Origin of the sequence: Onishia taeanensis, assembly GCF_900100755.1 — a bacterium.
GTDB lineage: Bacteria > Pseudomonadota > Gammaproteobacteria > Pseudomonadales > Halomonadaceae > Onishia > Onishia taeanensis.
Map to the genome: position 1 here is coordinate 187,264 of NZ_FNCI01000003.1, position 15,203 is coordinate 202,466.

Annotated in this window: 14 protein-coding genes; 4 read left to right on the top strand and 10 right to left on the bottom strand. The window is 61.3% G+C overall.

The window, feature by feature from the left end; all coding sequences use genetic code 11:
• Window positions 1-840 (top strand): ABC transporter permease, encoded by an 840-nt coding sequence (locus BLR71_RS05480; protein ID WP_092523912.1) that lies wholly within the window; start codon window positions 1-3, stop codon window positions 838-840.
• 164 nt (window positions 841-1,004) lie between these two features.
• Window positions 1,005-1,883, top strand: a complete 879-nt coding sequence (locus tag BLR71_RS05485; RefSeq protein ID WP_092523914.1) for a glycine betaine ABC transporter substrate-binding protein — start codon at window positions 1,005-1,007, stop codon at window positions 1,881-1,883.
• A 119-nt stretch (window positions 1,884-2,002) separates the two neighbouring features.
• Here BLR71_RS05485 and pdxH read toward each other — a convergent pair whose 3' ends face one another.
• The 5 genes from pdxH to BLR71_RS05510 all read right to left on the bottom strand — a co-directional run bounded on the left by pdxH (window position 2,003) and on the right by BLR71_RS05510 (window position 4,805).
• Window positions 2,003-2,644: a pyridoxamine 5'-phosphate oxidase gene (gene pdxH, locus BLR71_RS05490; protein WP_092524441.1), complete on the bottom strand. Its 642-nt coding sequence runs from the start codon at window positions 2,642-2,644 to the stop codon at window positions 2,003-2,005.
• 125 nt (window positions 2,645-2,769) lie between these two features.
• Entirely contained in the window at window positions 2,770-3,189 is a 420-nt protein-coding gene (locus tag BLR71_RS05495) for a DUF2069 domain-containing protein (protein WP_092523916.1), read from the bottom strand.
• Entirely contained in the window at window positions 3,189-3,809 is a 621-nt protein-coding gene (gene wrbA, locus BLR71_RS05500; protein ID WP_092523918.1) for an NAD(P)H:quinone oxidoreductase, read from the bottom strand. The genes BLR71_RS05495 and wrbA overlap by 1 nt, the downstream gene beginning before the upstream one ends.
• A gap of 33 nt (window positions 3,810-3,842) precedes the next feature.
• Entirely contained in the window at window positions 3,843-4,190 is a 348-nt protein-coding gene (gene arsC, locus BLR71_RS05505) for an arsenate reductase (glutaredoxin) (protein ID WP_092523921.1), read from the bottom strand.
• Window positions 4,191-4,358: 168 nt separating this feature from the next.
• A complete protein-coding gene (locus tag BLR71_RS05510; protein ID WP_245696354.1) occupies window positions 4,359-4,805 on the bottom strand; it encodes a gamma-glutamylcyclotransferase family protein in 447 nt (148 codons plus the stop codon).
• 80 nt (window positions 4,806-4,885) lie between these two features.
• Between BLR71_RS05510 and smrA the strand changes: the two genes are divergently transcribed.
• A complete protein-coding gene (gene smrA / locus BLR71_RS05515; protein ID WP_092523923.1) occupies window positions 4,886-5,470 on the top strand; it encodes a DNA endonuclease SmrA in 585 nt (194 codons plus the stop codon).
• Window positions 5,471-5,571: 101 nt separating this feature from the next.
• Here the strand turns inward: smrA and BLR71_RS05520 are convergent, their stop codons facing one another.
• The 4 genes from BLR71_RS05520 to metH form a co-directional block, all read right to left on the bottom strand.
• Window positions 5,572-6,090 carry a DUF934 domain-containing protein gene (locus BLR71_RS05520; RefSeq protein WP_092523925.1) on the bottom strand — a complete coding sequence of 173 codons (519 nt, stop codon included), beginning with the start codon at window positions 6,088-6,090 and terminating at the stop codon, window positions 5,572-5,574.
• Window positions 6,083-7,735: a nitrite/sulfite reductase gene (locus tag BLR71_RS05525; RefSeq protein ID WP_092523927.1), complete on the bottom strand. Its 1,653-nt coding sequence runs from the start codon at window positions 7,733-7,735 to the stop codon at window positions 6,083-6,085. The genes BLR71_RS05520 and BLR71_RS05525 overlap by 8 nt, the downstream gene beginning before the upstream one ends.
• Window positions 7,736-7,905: 170 nt before the next feature.
• A complete protein-coding gene (locus tag BLR71_RS05530) occupies window positions 7,906-9,240 on the bottom strand; it encodes an MATE family efflux transporter (protein ID WP_092523929.1) in 1,335 nt (444 codons plus the stop codon).
• Between the two features lie 127 nt (window positions 9,241-9,367).
• On the bottom strand, window positions 9,368-13,087 hold the full coding sequence (gene metH, locus BLR71_RS05535) for a methionine synthase (RefSeq protein ID WP_092523931.1): 3,720 nt from the start codon (window positions 13,085-13,087) through the stop codon (window positions 9,368-9,370).
• A gap of 215 nt (window positions 13,088-13,302) precedes the next feature.
• On the opposite strand from metH, the gene nfuA reads away from it, so the two are divergent.
• On the top strand, window positions 13,303-13,893 hold the full coding sequence (nfuA, locus tag BLR71_RS05540; RefSeq protein ID WP_092523933.1) for a Fe-S biogenesis protein NfuA: 591 nt from the start codon (window positions 13,303-13,305) through the stop codon (window positions 13,891-13,893).
• 205 nt (window positions 13,894-14,098) lie between these two features.
• Here the strand turns inward: nfuA and BLR71_RS05545 are convergent, their stop codons facing one another.
• Window positions 14,099-15,064 (bottom strand): DNA-binding protein, encoded by a 966-nt coding sequence (locus BLR71_RS05545; RefSeq protein WP_175491619.1) that lies wholly within the window; start codon window positions 15,062-15,064, stop codon window positions 14,099-14,101.
• Between the last annotated feature and the right edge of the window lie 139 nt (window positions 15,065-15,203).

Consider the following 15,203-nt stretch of genomic DNA (forward strand, 5'->3'; position numbering starts at 1 on the left):
ATGGCGACTGAGATTCCACGTATCGAACTGGGCGACTGGATTGAGTCCGGTCTGAACTATCTGACTAGCAACTATTCCGGTGTGACCCGCGGTATTTCCGCAGTGACGCAGACCGGTATCAATGGTCTCAACGACCTGCTGATGTGGATACCCGAGTGGGGCCTGATGGCCATGATTGCGCTGCTTTGCTGGCGTGTGGCGGGCATCCGTCTGGGCATCGGCGCGGTATTGGGGCTTGCTCTGATCTGGAACCTGGACCTTTGGGATCCGATGATCGAGACGCTGACCCTGGTGGTCATTGCGACCCTGGTCGCGGTAGTGGTCGCGATTCCCGTCGGTATTGCCGCCGCTCTTTCTGAGCGACTCTACCGCGTGATCATGCCGATCCTGGACTTCATGCAGACCATGCCGGCGTTCGTGTATCTGATTCCCGCGATTCCGTTCTTCGGCATCGGGTCGGTGTCGGCGATCTTTGCCACGGTCATTTTCTCCATGCCGCCGGCGATTCGCTTCACGACTCTGGGTATTCGTCAGGTTCCCACGGACCTTATCGAAGCGGCCGACGCCTTTGGCTCTACGACGACGCAGAAGCTCTTCAAGGTTCAGCTGCCGCTATCCCTGCCAACCGTGATGGCCGGTATCAACCAGACCATCATGCTGGCGCTGTCCATGGTGGTGATCGCGGCCATGATCGGTGCCGACGGCCTGGGTAACGAAGTATGGCGTGCCATTCAGCGCCTGCGTCCGGGCGATGGCTTCGAGGCAGGCATTGCGGTCGTCATTCTGGCGATGCTGCTGGATCGCTTGACCCAATCTTTCCGTAAGACGCGCAAGTCCTGACGTATTGCGTGACCCATCCCATCTGCCGGTATCGAGGTGTGATGGGCAGCATGATGTGGCGTCATCAGCATCATGCGGACTTCCAGGCGCAGCCCTGATCTGTTTGACTCTCGGCTGCTCCTGCTGTCCTGCTCAACTCCAATAAGCCATTAGAGAGGTGAAGGATGTTCGATATCAAGACTTTGTCACGCGGTGTGCGCCTTGGCGCCATGATGATGGCGGCTGGTACGGCCGTCGCAGCTGGCCAGGTGCAGGCTGAAGAGAAGGGCACCGTAACCCTCGCTTACGTCGAATGGGCTTCCGAAGTCGCTTCCACCAACGTGGTTCGCGCCGTGTTGGAAGATCAAGGCTATGACGTTGAGATGTCATCGCTCTCTGCGGCTGCCATGTGGCAGGCACTGTCCTACGGGGATGCGGATGCGATCGTTGCGGCCTGGCTGCCCACGACCCACGCGGACTATTTCGATCGAGTGAAGGACAACGTCGAAGACCTGGGTACCAACCTGGATGGCACCAAGCTTGGGCTAGTGGTTCCGGCCTACAGCGAAATGAATACCATCACCGACATCGACAAGAACGCTGACGATATCGATGGGCAAATCGTTGGTATCGACCCGGGTGCCGGCCTGATGAGCCTGACCGAAGAAGCCATCGATGAGTATGACCTCGATACCGATCTGCGCAGCGGTAGTGGCGCGACCATGACGGCAGCGCTGGCCAGCGCCATCCAGAACAAGGAAGAGATCGTCGTCACCAGCTGGACGCCGCACTGGATGTTCGCTCGTTGGGACCTCAAGTACCTCGAAGACCCGAAAAACGTCTACGGTGGTGCCGAGCAGATTCATACCATTGCTCGCAAGGGCCTGAAAGAAGATATGCCGGAGGCCTATGCCATTCTCGACAACTTCGAGTGGACGCCTGAGCAGATGGGTGAAGTCATGCTCATGAACCAGGAAGAAGACAGTGACCCCTACGAGAACGCCAAGGAGTGGGTCGCCGAGAACCAGGATGTGGTTCAGCAGTGGCTGCCCGACGCCGAGTAAGTTTGGCGAATTAGCAGTACGTAAAGCACAGCGCCCGGCTAATATGGCCGGGCGCTGTTGTTTCGGGTCGATGCTTTCTCTGCGAGTATCGAGCCGACAGGAACTATGAGGTTAGGATGTCAGGGCGCGAGGCGCACCTTGTACCATTCGCCGTCGCGCATTTGGTAGCGGATTCGATCATGAAGCCGGCTAGGTTGGCCCTGCCAGAATTCGACCATCTCCGGCACCAGGCGGTAACCGCCCCAGTGCGCGGGACGGTGAATGTCCTGGCCATCATAGGCCTGTTCGAAGCGCGCTTGGCGCTCCTCGATCCATTGGCGATCGGGGATTTCCACGCTTTGCGTGGCCACCCAGGCACCGAGCTGGCTCTCACGTGGCCGGCTGGAGAAGTACTGATCTGATTCAGACTCGGCGACCTGCTCGACCCGTCCCTCGACGCGGACCTGTCGGCTGAGCGATGGCCACCAGAACACCAGCGCCGCATGAGGAACGGTGGCGAGTTCGCTGCCCTTGTGACTTTGGTAGTTGGTATAGAAGACCAAGCCACGCTCGTCATTGCCCTTGAGCAGGACGATACGCGCATGTGGGCGTCCCATACTGTCGACAGTGGCAAGCGACATCGCGTTACCGTCGACGCCCTCGCTGTCCAATGCAAGCGTCAGCCACTCATCGAAGAGCGGCTCGGGCGTTGCAGGCGTATCCGCTTCGTTGAGACTGCCGCCTTCGTAGTCGCGTCGGATATCCGCAATATTCCTTGTCATGGCAATCATTCCCTCTGCATTTTCTTTATCTTCGCCGTTGCGAGGCGAAGGCTCAACCCTTGTTTGTGTACGCCGCGACAACGCTTGATCGTCATTCGACCTGCTGGAACAGGGGCATGTCGGAATCATTGCCGCCCAGGGTGATCAGATGACTGACGGCGCAGTTGGCGGCTACGAAAGCGTGCATAGCCAAGGCTGCCGACGAAGAGTGCCAGCGATGCTGCCGCGACCAGAATGCCAAACAGGGTTTGGCCGGGCAGGGTGGCGAACATCACCCCCTGCATGAAATAGAGCAGGCTGACGAAGCACAGCCAAGCATGGCCGCGGGCCCGCTTGACCAGTATGGATGGCAGAAACAGTAGCAGCGGTACCACCCTCACCAGCCAGGGGCCCCAGCCATCGGTTTGGACGTCATGCATGATCAGACCGCCATAGCTGAGCAGGACCAGCAGAGCGGCGAAGCTTGCGATGACCAGTCGGCGGCTTTTCTCGACCATGGTATCGAGGCCATGTTGCTCTTCCAGGCGTTCCATCTGTTGTCTCATCAGCTGCCCTCACGCATGGGGGCAAGCGCCAGGGCCAGGCGGGCGAGGCGCTTGCCTTGTGCCATGCAGAGATGCCGCTCGTGCTCATCGAGAGAGCGATTGCTGCGCTGCCCGGCCAGATGGCTGGCTCCGTAGGGGGTGCCGCCAGTGGTGGTGGTAAAGAGCTCGGTCTCGCTGTAGGGCAGGCCTGAGAGCACCATGCCGTGATGCAGCAGCGGCACCAGCATGGTCATCAGCGTGGTTTCCTGGCCGCCGTGCAGGCTGGCGGTAGAGGTAAAAGCGCTGGCCGGCTTGTCGATCAAGGCGCCATTCATCCACAGTTCGCTGCTGCCATCCAGGAAATGCTTGAGCGGAGCCGCCATGTTGCCGAAGCGAGTCGGACTACCGATGGCCAGGCCGGCACAGTGTCTCAGATCATCCAGGCTCGCATAGACGGCACCTTCCGCGGGAATCTCCGGATCCACCGCCTCGCAGGTAGCCGAAACCGGCGGCACGGTACGAAGCCTGGCGGCGATGCCAGATTCCGATTCGACACCGGCGGCCATGGCCTCGGCCATGGCACGGGTGGCGCCTTGGCGAGAGTAGAACAGAATCAGCACATAAGGCATGGAGGTGCTCATCAAGGCTCCAGAATCAATGATTGAAAGAGCGAGTCAGGCAGCGTCGATCAGCGACAGCACCGCTTCGGGCGGCCGACCGATAACGGCGTGGTCGCCGCGGTCGGCAATCGGGCGCTGCATCAGCTTCGGGGTGGCCACAATGGCGGCAATGACGGCCTGGCGGTCGTCGATATCGATATCCTGAGCCTTCCACTCCGCTTCGTTAGTTCTGACGAAATCCTTGAGGCTGCCCTCGAGGCGGTCGAGCAGCGCTTCGAGCTGTTCGGCATCCAGCGGCTCCTGCAGATAGCGATGCACGCGCAGCTCGATATCGGCTTCCTCGAGCAGTGCCAGTGCCTGACGTGACTTGGAGCAGCGCGGATTATGATAGAGGGTGATCACGTCGTCAGGGTCCTTATGCGGTTGGTACTCAAGTAATGGCAGATATTGTAGGCGGCCCCCAAGGCCCCCACAACCGTGCAGAGAGTGCTGGTTTATGCCCCTAAATTTATACCGTTATCTATATGCCTCGACAACTCGTCATACCGGCTGCTAGCTAAAGAGTTCATGTCAGAGGCGGCGATAGACCCAGACGTTAGTCCCACTTTCCAGTTGTACGCGAACTCGCTCATAGCGATAGCCCAGGCGTTCATAACGATCCAGATCGGCCAGCTCCTCGGCATCCACAAGAAGCACCATGCCATCGACTGACTGATCCGGGGCCTCTACTAGATCCAGCTCTTGTTTGCGAAAGCCGGCTAGGCTGGCCGCCTCTGGGCTGCCGGTGCGTCCGTAGACCAGCCAGCGAACCGGAGCGTAGGTCAAGGTGCCATAGACGAACACCCGGTATTCCCCACTGGGTATTGCGGCCAGGTCGGCGGGGCGCTCATAGCCGAAGGGGCTCAGCAGCACCCACCATAGATAGGTAGCGACGACCAGCATGGTACCGAGCGAAGTAGCGAAGGCGTATCTAAGGACGCGCATGGAAATGGCCTTGATCGTGGATTTTGAGGTCATCAGGGGTTCGCGAGTTCATCCTGGCATGGCATGCTTCTTGAACGCCAGTCAGGACATCGCCGCGCCGGGAGGCTACCACCATGAATATGATGGATCGCGAATTTCGCCGTCAGATGGGAGACGTACTCCCGCTTGCCAAGGGCAAGGACCGAGCCGATGTCAGCCAGAGGCCGAAGGGGCCTAACGAGGCACAGCAGGCGCGACGCCTGGCGGCACAGCAGGCCGGTGATGAGGGTAACTTCCTGTCGGATGATTTTGTCGAGGTGGTCGGCTCTCACGATCCCCTCGAGTATCGCCGTGACGGTATCCAATTGGGTGTGGTCGATCGCCTGCGTCATGGCGGCTATCCGCCCGAAGCCCATCTGCACCTGCAACGCCGGCCGCTTGCCGAGTGCCGACGTGAGCTGTTCGGCTTTATTCGAGACGCTCATACCAACGGACTGCGCTCACTGATGGTGGTGCATGGGCGAGGGCGGGAGGACGATAGTCCCGCTAACATACTGCGCTCTTATCTGGCCAAGTGGTTGGCACAGTTCGACGAAGTGCAGGCCTATGTTTCGGCCCCGGCGTCGCAGGGTGGACTGGGTGCCACGCTGATCATGCTGAAGAAATCCGAACGCGCCCGGGCCAATAACCGTGAGCGTCAGCAAAAACGTCGCGGCTGAGGATGCGCGCCACGTAAATTGTGTCCCTGAAACGCAGTGAGAAACGCCAAGGGCCCGGCATTGCCGGGCCCTTGATGGTTCAGCCGTCGATTAGAGGCGACTCAGGAGTGATTGCCTTCTCGCAGGCGACGCTCGAAGAGGGCCTCCTTGGTATCGACGCCAGGTTGGTAGCTGACGCTGAAAGCGCCCAGGGCACGCTGAGCATCCTCGAGGAGCTGGTCATCGCGCAGTGCCAGGGCATCGAAGCCACAGCGGCTCATGTAATAGAGCTGGTCGACCAGCACATCGCCAATGGCGCGGATCTCACCCTGGTAGCCGAAGCGTTCACGCAGCATGCGCGCGAGGGTGTAGCCTCGGCCGTCGGTGAAGGCCGGGAAGTCGATGGCGATGCGCGGCGCAGAGGCAAGCTCCTTGGCGAGTTCGCTGTCGAGCGCTGTGTCGCTGGGCAGCCAAGGTGCCAGGCCGCTGTCTTCTTTGGCATCGAGCCACAGCGCCAGCGGCACGATGGCCGGCCTTTGCTCGGGCAGCGCTTCGCTGTCACGAGAAAGCGCCCAGGTGTCGGTTTCCGGTTGGCCCTTCTTGAGTAGCGTACGGGCCACTGTCGGCTGTTGATCAGGCATAGACCCGCTCCTTGAAAGGTTTGATCCCGATGCGGCGATAGGTATCGAGGAAGCGCTCGTCAGCGTGGCGCGACTCGACGTAGACCTTGAGTACCTTGTCGATCACATCGGGGACGTCTTCGCGGTAGAACGAGGGGCCGAGGATCTTGCCCAGGGAGGCATCGTCGGTGGAGTTGCCACCCAGTGACACCTGGTAGTACTCCTCGCCTTTCTTGTCGACGCCCAGAATGCCGATGTGGCCCACATGGTGGTGTCCGCAGGCATTCATGCACCCGGAGATGTTGAGATCCAGCGGACCCAGGTCATAGAGGAAATCCAGGTCCTCGAAACGCTCCTGCAGGGCCTGAGCGATGGGAATCGACACCGCATTGGCCAGGCCGCAGAAGTCGCCGCCCGGGCAGCAAATGATGTCGTTGAGGGTGCCCACGGTGGGGTTGGCCATGCCCAGCTCGTCCAGGGCTTGCCAGAGGGCTACCATTTGATCGACGGGGACGTCCGAGAGCACCAGGTTCTGCTCATGGGTCACGCGAACCTCGCCGAAGCTGAAACGCTCTGCGAGGTCGGCCACGGCCTCCATCTGGTCCGAGGTGACGTCGCCCGGTGCCAGCTCGCGACGCTTGAGTGACAGGGTAACGGCCTTGTAGCCGGCGACCTTGTGGTCGGTCACGTTATTGGTCACGAAGCGGGCAAGGGCGCGGTCTTCCTGACGCTGTTGCTCGTAGGCAGCGATGGCCTCGTCGCTGACCGGACGGCGCTCGGGTTCCGGGAAGTGTGTCTTGGCGGCTTCCACGGCTGCAGGCGTCAGGGTCTGGGGGCCATCCTTGAGATGCTCCCACTCGGCGTCGACGCGACGACGGAATTCCTCGATGCCCAGGGCCTTGACAAGAATCTTGATGCGGGCCTTGAACTTGTTGTCGCGGCGACCGAACTGGTTATACACGCGCACGCAGGCTTCGAGATAGGTCAGCAGGTGCTTCCAGGGCAGGTCATCACGCACCACGTCGCCGATCATCGGCGTACGGCCTAGGCCGCCGCCCGCCAGCACGCGAACCCGTACCTCGCCCTCGTCGTCGCGCCACAGGCGCAGGCCAATGTCGTGGACCTGAATGGCGGCCCGGTCCGAGCTGGCCCCGGTAACGGCGATCTTGAATTTGCGCGGCAGGAAGGCGAATTCGGGATGCAGCGTCGACCACTGGCGAATTAGCTCGCACCAGGGGCGTGGATCCTCGACCTCATCGGCGGCGATGCCAGCGAACTGGTCACTGGTGGTGTTACGAATGCAGTTGCCGCTGGTTTGGATGGCATGCATCTGTACCTCGGCCAGTTCGCCGAGAATGTCCGGCACTGTCTCGATGGCCGGCCAGTTGAGCTGCAGGTTCTGACGGGTACTGAAGTGACCGTATCCCCGATCGTAACGCCTGGCAATGGAGGCCAGGCGGCGCAGTTGATCGCTCGACAGCATGCCGTAGGGAATGGCGATACGCAGCATCGGCGCGTATTTCTGGATATAGAGGCCGTTCTGCAGGCGCAGCGGGCGGAATTCTTCTTCGCCCAGGCGGCCATCAAGGTAGCGGGTCATCTGGTCACGGAACTGGGTGACCCGCTCATCGACGAGGGTCTGGTCGTAGTTGTCGTACCGATACATTCAGTCGTGTCCTGCTGGTCAGGGCGTGATGAAGGAGTAGTGCCGTTTGTGGGCGACAATACTCCTAACCTTATATTCTATGAAAGAATAAATGTTCATAGATTTTAATTAAAGAGTTATTAGGGCCGATCCATCTCTAGGTCAGTGGCTCGAGTGTGATCGGACTGACGCTAGATGGCCAGCCGTTGCCAATGGCCCCGCTGCCAGATGACGGCAAAGCCCAGCGAATTCAAGCAGCGATAGCCGAGCTGCACCCACCAGATGCCCAGCAGGCCATACCCCAGCGCGACACCGACCCACCAGGCTAGAGGCAGGAAGATCAGCCACTGGGTCGCCAGGGTCATCGTCATCACGGTGCGATTGGCGCCCGCGCCGAGCAAGGCCTGGCCCAGCACCAGGGCACAGACATCCAGCACTATCATAAGTGCGGTCAACTGGAGCGGCAGATGCCCGAGGGCCACCAGGGCCGGGTCATGCAGGAAGAGCCCCAGCACGGCGTCGGGGAATACCAGCATCGGCAGCGCGATCAGGGCCAGGCAGATCCAGGCGATGCGCACCACGTCCCACCCCCAGCGATGTGCTTCCTGGTTCGATTGCTGCCCCATGGCCTGTCCGACCAGGCTCATCGCCGCTACCCCGAGGCCGACACCCGGCAATATCAGCAGCAGTGACAGGTTCACCAGCACATGGCCTACCGCGACACTTGCGGTATTCAACTGGCCAAGGATCCAGAACAATACGGCGTAGCCGCCGGCGAACCATAACTGCTGAAAGGAGTGCGGGGCGGCCAGTCGCAGCGTCGTCAGCAGGGTGGCGATATGGAGCTTTCCTCTGATCAGTCCGGCATTGGCCGGGCCTAGATGACGCCAAGTATACACCGCCCACAGGATCAGCCCGAGCAGCAGGGATAGCGTGGTCCCCGCGCCGGCGCCAGCGGCACCCAGCCTTGGCAGGCCCGCATAGCCAAAAATGAGCCCAATGCTGGTCAGCACATTCACGACATGCATGATCAGGATGATGCGCAGATAGATGCCGGTCTGCTGAACGCCATTCCAGTAGCCTCTAAAACAGAAGATCATCGCCACCGGTACCAGCGAGACCACCCGCCAGCGGAAATACTCGACGGCCTGGTCGTGGACCCCGGCGTCCGGGTTGAGCAGGCCAATCAACGCCGGCGCCTGCCATAGGCAAAGCGCCGTCAGCGGCACGGCGATCACCAGGGCGATGGCCAGGCCGGCATGTAGGGCATCGGTGCGGTTATGCCAGTCCTGCTCGCCGTGGCGTCTGGCGGTCTGTGCCTGTACGCCGGAGGACAACCCAAACACCAGGGCGGTGACCATGAACATCGCATAGCCGCCGATGCCAACGCCTGCCAGCACCGTTTCCCCAAGCGAGCCGACCAGGGCGGCATCGATCAGGTTGAGCAGACTTTGCGACAGCATGCCGGCAATGATTGGCAGGGCAAGTTTGAGGATGGTATTGCGTCGTGAGGATTCGGGCAGCATGCCGCCTTCCAGTCAAGTGATGGAGCCCGCCCTGAGGGCAGGCTCCGGCGTGCAGCGCAGACGCGTCGATTGCGGCTGAAGCGTGGCTAGCTCAGTGCCATCGGATCGGGCAACAGAAGCGCTAATGTCAGCTCGGGTCGTAGGAGAGTACCGGCGACAGCCAGCGTTCCATTTCACCAACTGGCATGTTCTTGCGGCTGGCCAGGGATTCGACCTGATCGCGGGTGATCTTGCCGGTAGAGAAGTACTTCGACTGCGGATGCGCGAAGTACCAGCCGGAGACTGCGGCCGCCGGCCACATGGCGAAGTTTTCGGTCAGCGCCAGGCCGCTGTTCTTCTCGGCGTCGAGCAGCCGGAATAGGGTGGTCTTCTCGGTGTGATCGGGGCAGGCCGGGTAGCCCGGGGCCGGGCGTATGCCTTGATATTTCTCGGCAATCAACGACTCGTTATCGAGAGATTCGTCGGGCACATAGCCCCAGAATTCCTTGCGGACCCGCTCATGCATGCGCTCGGCGAAGGCCTCGGCGAGACGGTCGGTCAGGGCCTGCACCATGATGGCGTTGTAGTCGTCGCCGGCCGCTTCATAGCGCTTGCTCAATTCGTCAACGCCATGCCCGGTGGTGACCGCGAAGCCGCCGATCCAGTCGGGTATCCCGCTTTCCTCGCCGTTCGCGTCATAACGGGGCGCGATGAAGTCGGCCAGGCTGTAGCAGAGACCGTCGCGATTCTTGGTGGTCTGCTGGCGAATATGGTGCAGGCGCTCGATGACCTCGCTACGCGACTCGTCGGCGTAGACTTCGATCACGTCATCTTCGACGCTATTGGCCGGCCAGATGCCGATGACGCCGCGGGCGGTAATATGGCCCTCGTCGAGCAGCTTGATAAGCATCTCCTGGGCATCCTTGAACAGGCTGCGAGCGGCCTCGCCGACCACCTTGTCATTGAGGATCTTCGGGTACTTGCCCGCCAACTGCCAGCTCATGAAGAAGGGCGTCCAGTCGATGCGCTCGACCAGTTCCTGGAGGTCGTAGTCGTCGAAGACCTTGAGGCCGGTGAAGTTCGGCGCCGCAGGCGGTTGCGCGGCCCAGTCGGTCTTGAAGCGGCGCTCGCGGGCCTGCTCGTAGCTGAGATCAGCGGCCTTGGGGCGCCGCTTGGCGTTGCGTTCCCGCACGGTCTCGTACTCAGCGCGCAACTCGGCGGTGTAGGCCGGCTTGAGCTCCGGGGAAAGCAGCTTTGATGCCACGCCGACCGCTCGGGAGGCATCGGTGACATAGACCACCGGGTGCTCGTACTGGGGCTCGATCTTGACCGCGGTATGGGCCTTGGAGGTGGTAGCACCGCCGATCAGCAACGGAATATCGAAGCCCTGGCGCTGCATTTCCTTGGCTACGTGAACCATTTCGTCGAGCGAAGGCGTGATCAGTCCGGACAGGCCAATGATGTCGGCGTTCTCGTCGCGGGCGGTCTGCAGGATCTTCTCGGCGGGCACCATGACGCCCAGGTCGATGACCTCATAGTTGTTGCACTGCAAAACCACGCCGACGATGTTCTTGCCGATATCGTGGACGTCACCCTTGACCGTGGCCATCACGATCTTGCCCTTGGCCTGGGTCTCGCCGCTCTTCTCGGCTTCGATATAGGGGATCAGGTAGGCGACCGCCTGCTTCATTACCCGGGCCGACTTGACCACCTGAGGCAGAAACATCTTGCCGGCGCCGAACAGGTCGCCGACCACGTTCATGCCGTCCATCAGCGGACCTTCGATGACCTCGATGGGGCGAGTGGCGCGCTGGCGAGCCAGTTCGGTGTCTTCCTCGATGTAGGCGGTGATGCCCTTGACCAGCGCATGCTCGATGCGCTTCTCGACTTCCCAGCTGCGCCACTCGAGATCTTCTTTCTTGGCGGCACCACTGCCATCGCCCTTGAACTTGTCGGCAATGTCGAGGAGTCGTTCGGTGGAATCGTCACGGCGGTTATTGACCACGTCCTCGACGGCTTCGCGTAGCTCTTCCGGCAGATCGTCGTAGACCGCCAACTGACCGGCATTGACGATGCCCATGCTCAGACCGGCGCGAATGGCGTGGTAGAGGAAGACCGAGTGAATGGCCTCGCGCACCGGATTATTGCCGCGAAACGAGAAGGAGACGTTGGATACGCCCCCGGAGACCAGTGCATGGGGCAGGTGTTCGCGGATCCACTGGGTGGCCTGGATGAAGTCCACCCCGTAGTTGTTGTGCTCCTCGATGCCGGTGGCGATAGCGAAGATGTTGGGGTCGAAGATGATGTCTTCCGGCGGGAAGCCGATCTCGTCGACCAGTAGGCGATAGGCACGTTCGCAGATCTCGGTCTTGCGGGCGAAGGTGTCCGCCTGGCCCTGCTCGTCGAAGGCCATGACCACTACCGCAGCGCCGTAGCGCATGCAGCGGGTCGCCTGCTCGCGAAAGGCGTCCTCGCCTTCCTTCATGGAGATGGAGTTGACCACCGCCTTGCCCTGCACGCACTTGAGGCCGGCCTCGATGATCTCCCATTTCGAGGAGTCGATCATGATCGGCACCCGCGAGATATCGGGTTCGCCGGCGATCAGGTTGAGGAAGCGCACCATGGCTTCCTCGGACTCGAGCATGCCCTCGTCCATGTTGATGTCGATGATCTGGGCGCCGTTGTCGACCTGCTCCAGCGCGACCTCGAGGGCGGTGGTGTAATCCTCTTCCTTGATGAGCCGCTTGAAGCGCGCCGAGCCGGTGACGTTGGTCCGCTCGCCGACATTGACGAACAGCGAGTCGGCGCTGATGTTGAAAGGCTCGAGGCCAGACAGACGACAGGCGATAGGGCGCTCCGGCACCTGGCGTGGCGCCATGTCCTTTACGGCCTCGGCGATGGCCTTGATATGCTCGGGGGTGCTACCGCAGCAGCCGCCGATGATGTTGACTAAGCCACTGCTCGCGAATTCGGCGACGATAGCCGCCATTTCCTCGGGGGTTTGATCGTACTCGCCGAACTCATTGGGGAGGCCGGCGTTGGGATGCGCCGAGACCAGCGTATCGGCCTTTTTCGACAGCTCTTCTAGATAGGGGCGCAGCTCCTCTGCCCCCAGCGCGCAGTTGAGGCCGATGGAGAAGGGGTGGGCGTGACGCACCGAGTTCCAGAAGGCCTCAGTGGTCTGGCCAGAGAGCGTGCGGCCTGAGGCATCGGTAATGGTGCCCGAGATCATCACCGGCAGGCGCTTGCCGAGTGCCTCGAAGAGCTCCTCGAGCGCATAGATCGCCGCCTTGGCGTTCAGGGTGTCGAAGATGGTCTCGATCAGGATCAGGTCGGCGCCGCCCTCGATCAGTGCCTCGGCAGCCTCGTAGTAATTCTCGCGCAGCTCATCGAAGGTGACGTTGCGCTTGGCCGGGTCGTTGACGTCCGGTGATAACGAAGCCGTGCGCGAGGTCGGGCCGAGGACGCCGGCCACATAGCGGGGAATGCCAGTCTCGGCGCCTACTGCATCACAGATCTCGCGGGCCAAGCGTGCCGACTCACGGTTGAGCTCAGGCACCAGGGTTTCCATGCCATAGTCGGCCTGAGACAGACGCGTACTGTTGAAGGTGTTGGACTCGATGATCTCGGCGCCCGCTTCCAGATAGTCGCGGTGAATGCGGGTCACCAGATCCGGACAGGTCAGCGCCAGCAAGTCATTGTTGCCTTTCAGGTCCGATGGCCAGTCGATGAACCGCTCGCCGCGGAAGTCGGCTTCATCCAGTCCGGCATTCTGCAGCATGGTGCCCATGCCGCCATCGAGAATCAGAATCTGCGAGGCAAGGCGTGTGGCGAGGGTGTCAGTGACGGGTGTCGGGGTAGCGGCCATGATTCGGGGCGGTCTCCAGCGTGAGTCGCGTCTTCTACTGTATCGAGCGTCTAGGCTCGGTTTTGCGCGCTAGCTTACCAGAAAGGCGGTGATCCCGGCAGCGCCAAGCGGGGCAGCTATTATAAGCCTGAGTATTTCACTCGGGATTGTTTCGCCGCGCACTTTTGCTTAACATGATAAGCAAATTCGACCTCTCGAATCAGGACCATCTCCCCATGAGTCAGAGCATCCAGATTACCGACAGCGCCCAAGACTATCTCGCCGAGCTGCTCGAGAAGCAGAACGTCGAAGGCATCGCCGTGCGTATCTTCATCACCCAGCCGGGTACGCCCTACGCTGAGACGTGCCTGGCCTACTGTCGTCCGGGCGAGGAAGAGCCTACCGACGAGAAGCTCGCGCTCGACAAGATCACTGTCTTCCTCGATAAGAACAGTGTGCCCTTTCTCGACGAGGCGCTGGTCGACTTCAACGCCGATCGTATGGGCGGTCAGCTGACCATCAAGGCGCCCAACGCCAAGATGCCCAAGGTCAACGCCGACAGTCCCCTCGAGGATCGCGTCAACTACGTACTCTACAGCGAAATCAACCCGGGTCTTGCCGCCCACGGTGGTGAAATCAAGCTGATGCAGCTGACCGAGGACAGCGTGGCGGTGCTGGCCTTCGGCGGCGGTTGTCAGGGCTGCTCGGCCGTGGATCTTACGCTCAAGGATGGTGTCGAGAAGACGCTGCTCGAGCGTATTCCGGAGCTTGCCGGTATCCGCGATATTACCGATCACACCGATACCAGCCAGGCCTACTACCGCTGATGGGTCGAAGCGGCTGGTAAGGCGGTGGTTGAACGCCGCCAGTGATCGAGCTTCAGCAAACAACGGGCGCCTTCGGGCGCCCGTTGTGCGTTAGGGCGCGATTTTGCCCAACCCGCTTTCTGCCTGTCTTTTAACCTTTCAGCCTTTCTGTCTTTCCCGGACTATCTGCCGACCTGGCTATCAACCACCGCTTGTCCTTGAGTCGTCAGTAGACGAAGGGTGGCAGGGGCGTCTTGGCCAGTCGCGCCTCGGTCTCCAGCAGGCGCTTCTTGAGCGCTGCGATTTCTGCGTCCTTTTCTTCTAGGCGATGCTCGAGACGGTCCTGATGCCGCTTTCTGTCCCGATCCTGTTCCTTGCGCTGCTCGAGCTCCCAATGGGCCTCGCGTTGCTGTTGCTGAGAATCGGCTAGCTGGGTGCGCAGCTCCTGAAGCTGCTTGTCGAGATTTTCATTGCGCGCTTCCAGCTGTGCCTGGCGAGCACCATGCTGCTTGTCGGCGGCATGGCGCTCCTGGCGGGCGTCATCCAGCAGGCTCATCAAGCGTGCTTCGGCGGCTTCGTTGCGTTGCTCTTCCTGATGGAGTCGGGCCTGGTGTTCGGTATCGCGTGCCGTTAACGCCTCATGGTGTTGAGCGGCCAGCGCCTCATTGCGGTCCTGGAGTCGCTTGAGTTCCTTCTCGAGCTGCTGAACCTGCTGCAGGGCTTTCGCTTCACGCTCGGCAAGGCTGTCGCGCTGGGCCTGACAGCTCGCCAGGGTGGCGCTCTGTTCCTCGAGCCGCGCCTGGGCGTTGGCCAAATGATCGGCAACCGCTGCCTCACGCTGGCCGGCATCCTCTGCTCGGCGGTCGCTTTCGCGGGCGGCCTCCTGCGCCTCGCTGATGCGCTGGTCGGCTTCCTGACGATAGAGCGCCAGTCCCTCGCTGGCGGTGTCCTGAGCCTGGCGCCACAGCTCTTGCGTCAATGTCTGCAAGGCCTCGGGTAATTCCTGGGCGGGCGGTTGGTCGCGGTTCTCTTCGCGCTCGACCCGCCATTGCCGCAGATGCTCGCTGAGAGTAGTGAAGCTGCCCGTTCCTAGCACCTCGCGGATTCGCTGCACGCTGGGCGCGTCTCCGCGGCTCAGCAGGGTATGAATCGCCCGCTGCACATCCTCGTACTGCACGCCGCTTCGCGCCATGACGCCTTTCTCCATTCTTGAAGCATCGATTGATCGCCGGTCCGGCCTCGCGCCGTATGTCCATCGCGCTGTGCGACAGGGCCGGCCTAGGTCTTACTCATTCTAGCCATCTTATCGGCATTGAGGGCTTGGATAAAGA

Bases quoted from the DNA above. Each gene is read 5' to 3' on its own strand.
- pdxH (WP_092524441.1), bottom strand. From the start codon at position 2,644: ATGACAAGGAATATTGCGGATATCCGACGCGACTACGAAGGCGGCAGT.
- BLR71_RS05530 (WP_092523929.1), bottom strand. From the start codon at position 9,240: ATGCTGCCCGAATCCTCACGACGCAATACCATCCTCAAACTTGCCCTG.
- BLR71_RS05545 (WP_175491619.1), bottom strand. From the start codon at position 15,064: ATGGCGCGAAGCGGCGTGCAGTACGAGGATGTGCAGCGGGCGATTCAT.
- BLR71_RS05480 (WP_092523912.1), top strand. From the start codon at position 1: ATGGCGACTGAGATTCCACGTATCGAACTGGGCGACTGGATTGAGTCC.
- BLR71_RS05495 (WP_092523916.1), bottom strand. From the start codon at position 3,189: ATGAGACAACAGATGGAACGCCTGGAAGAGCAACATGGCCTCGATACC.
- BLR71_RS05510 (WP_245696354.1), bottom strand. From the start codon at position 4,805: ATGACCTCAAAATCCACGATCAAGGCCATTTCCATGCGCGTCCTTAGA.
- BLR71_RS05485 (WP_092523914.1), top strand. From the start codon at position 1,005: ATGTTCGATATCAAGACTTTGTCACGCGGTGTGCGCCTTGGCGCCATG.
- wrbA (WP_092523918.1), bottom strand. From the start codon at position 3,809: ATGAGCACCTCCATGCCTTATGTGCTGATTCTGTTCTACTCTCGCCAA.
- nfuA (WP_092523933.1), top strand. From the start codon at position 13,303: ATGAGTCAGAGCATCCAGATTACCGACAGCGCCCAAGACTATCTCGCC.
- metH (WP_092523931.1), bottom strand. From the start codon at position 13,087: ATGGCCGCTACCCCGACACCCGTCACTGACACCCTCGCCACACGCCTT.
- BLR71_RS05520 (WP_092523925.1), bottom strand. From the start codon at position 6,090: ATGCCTGATCAACAGCCGACAGTGGCCCGTACGCTACTCAAGAAGGGC.
- BLR71_RS05525 (WP_092523927.1), bottom strand. From the start codon at position 7,735: ATGTATCGGTACGACAACTACGACCAGACCCTCGTCGATGAGCGGGTC.
- smrA (WP_092523923.1), top strand. From the start codon at position 4,886: ATGAATATGATGGATCGCGAATTTCGCCGTCAGATGGGAGACGTACTC.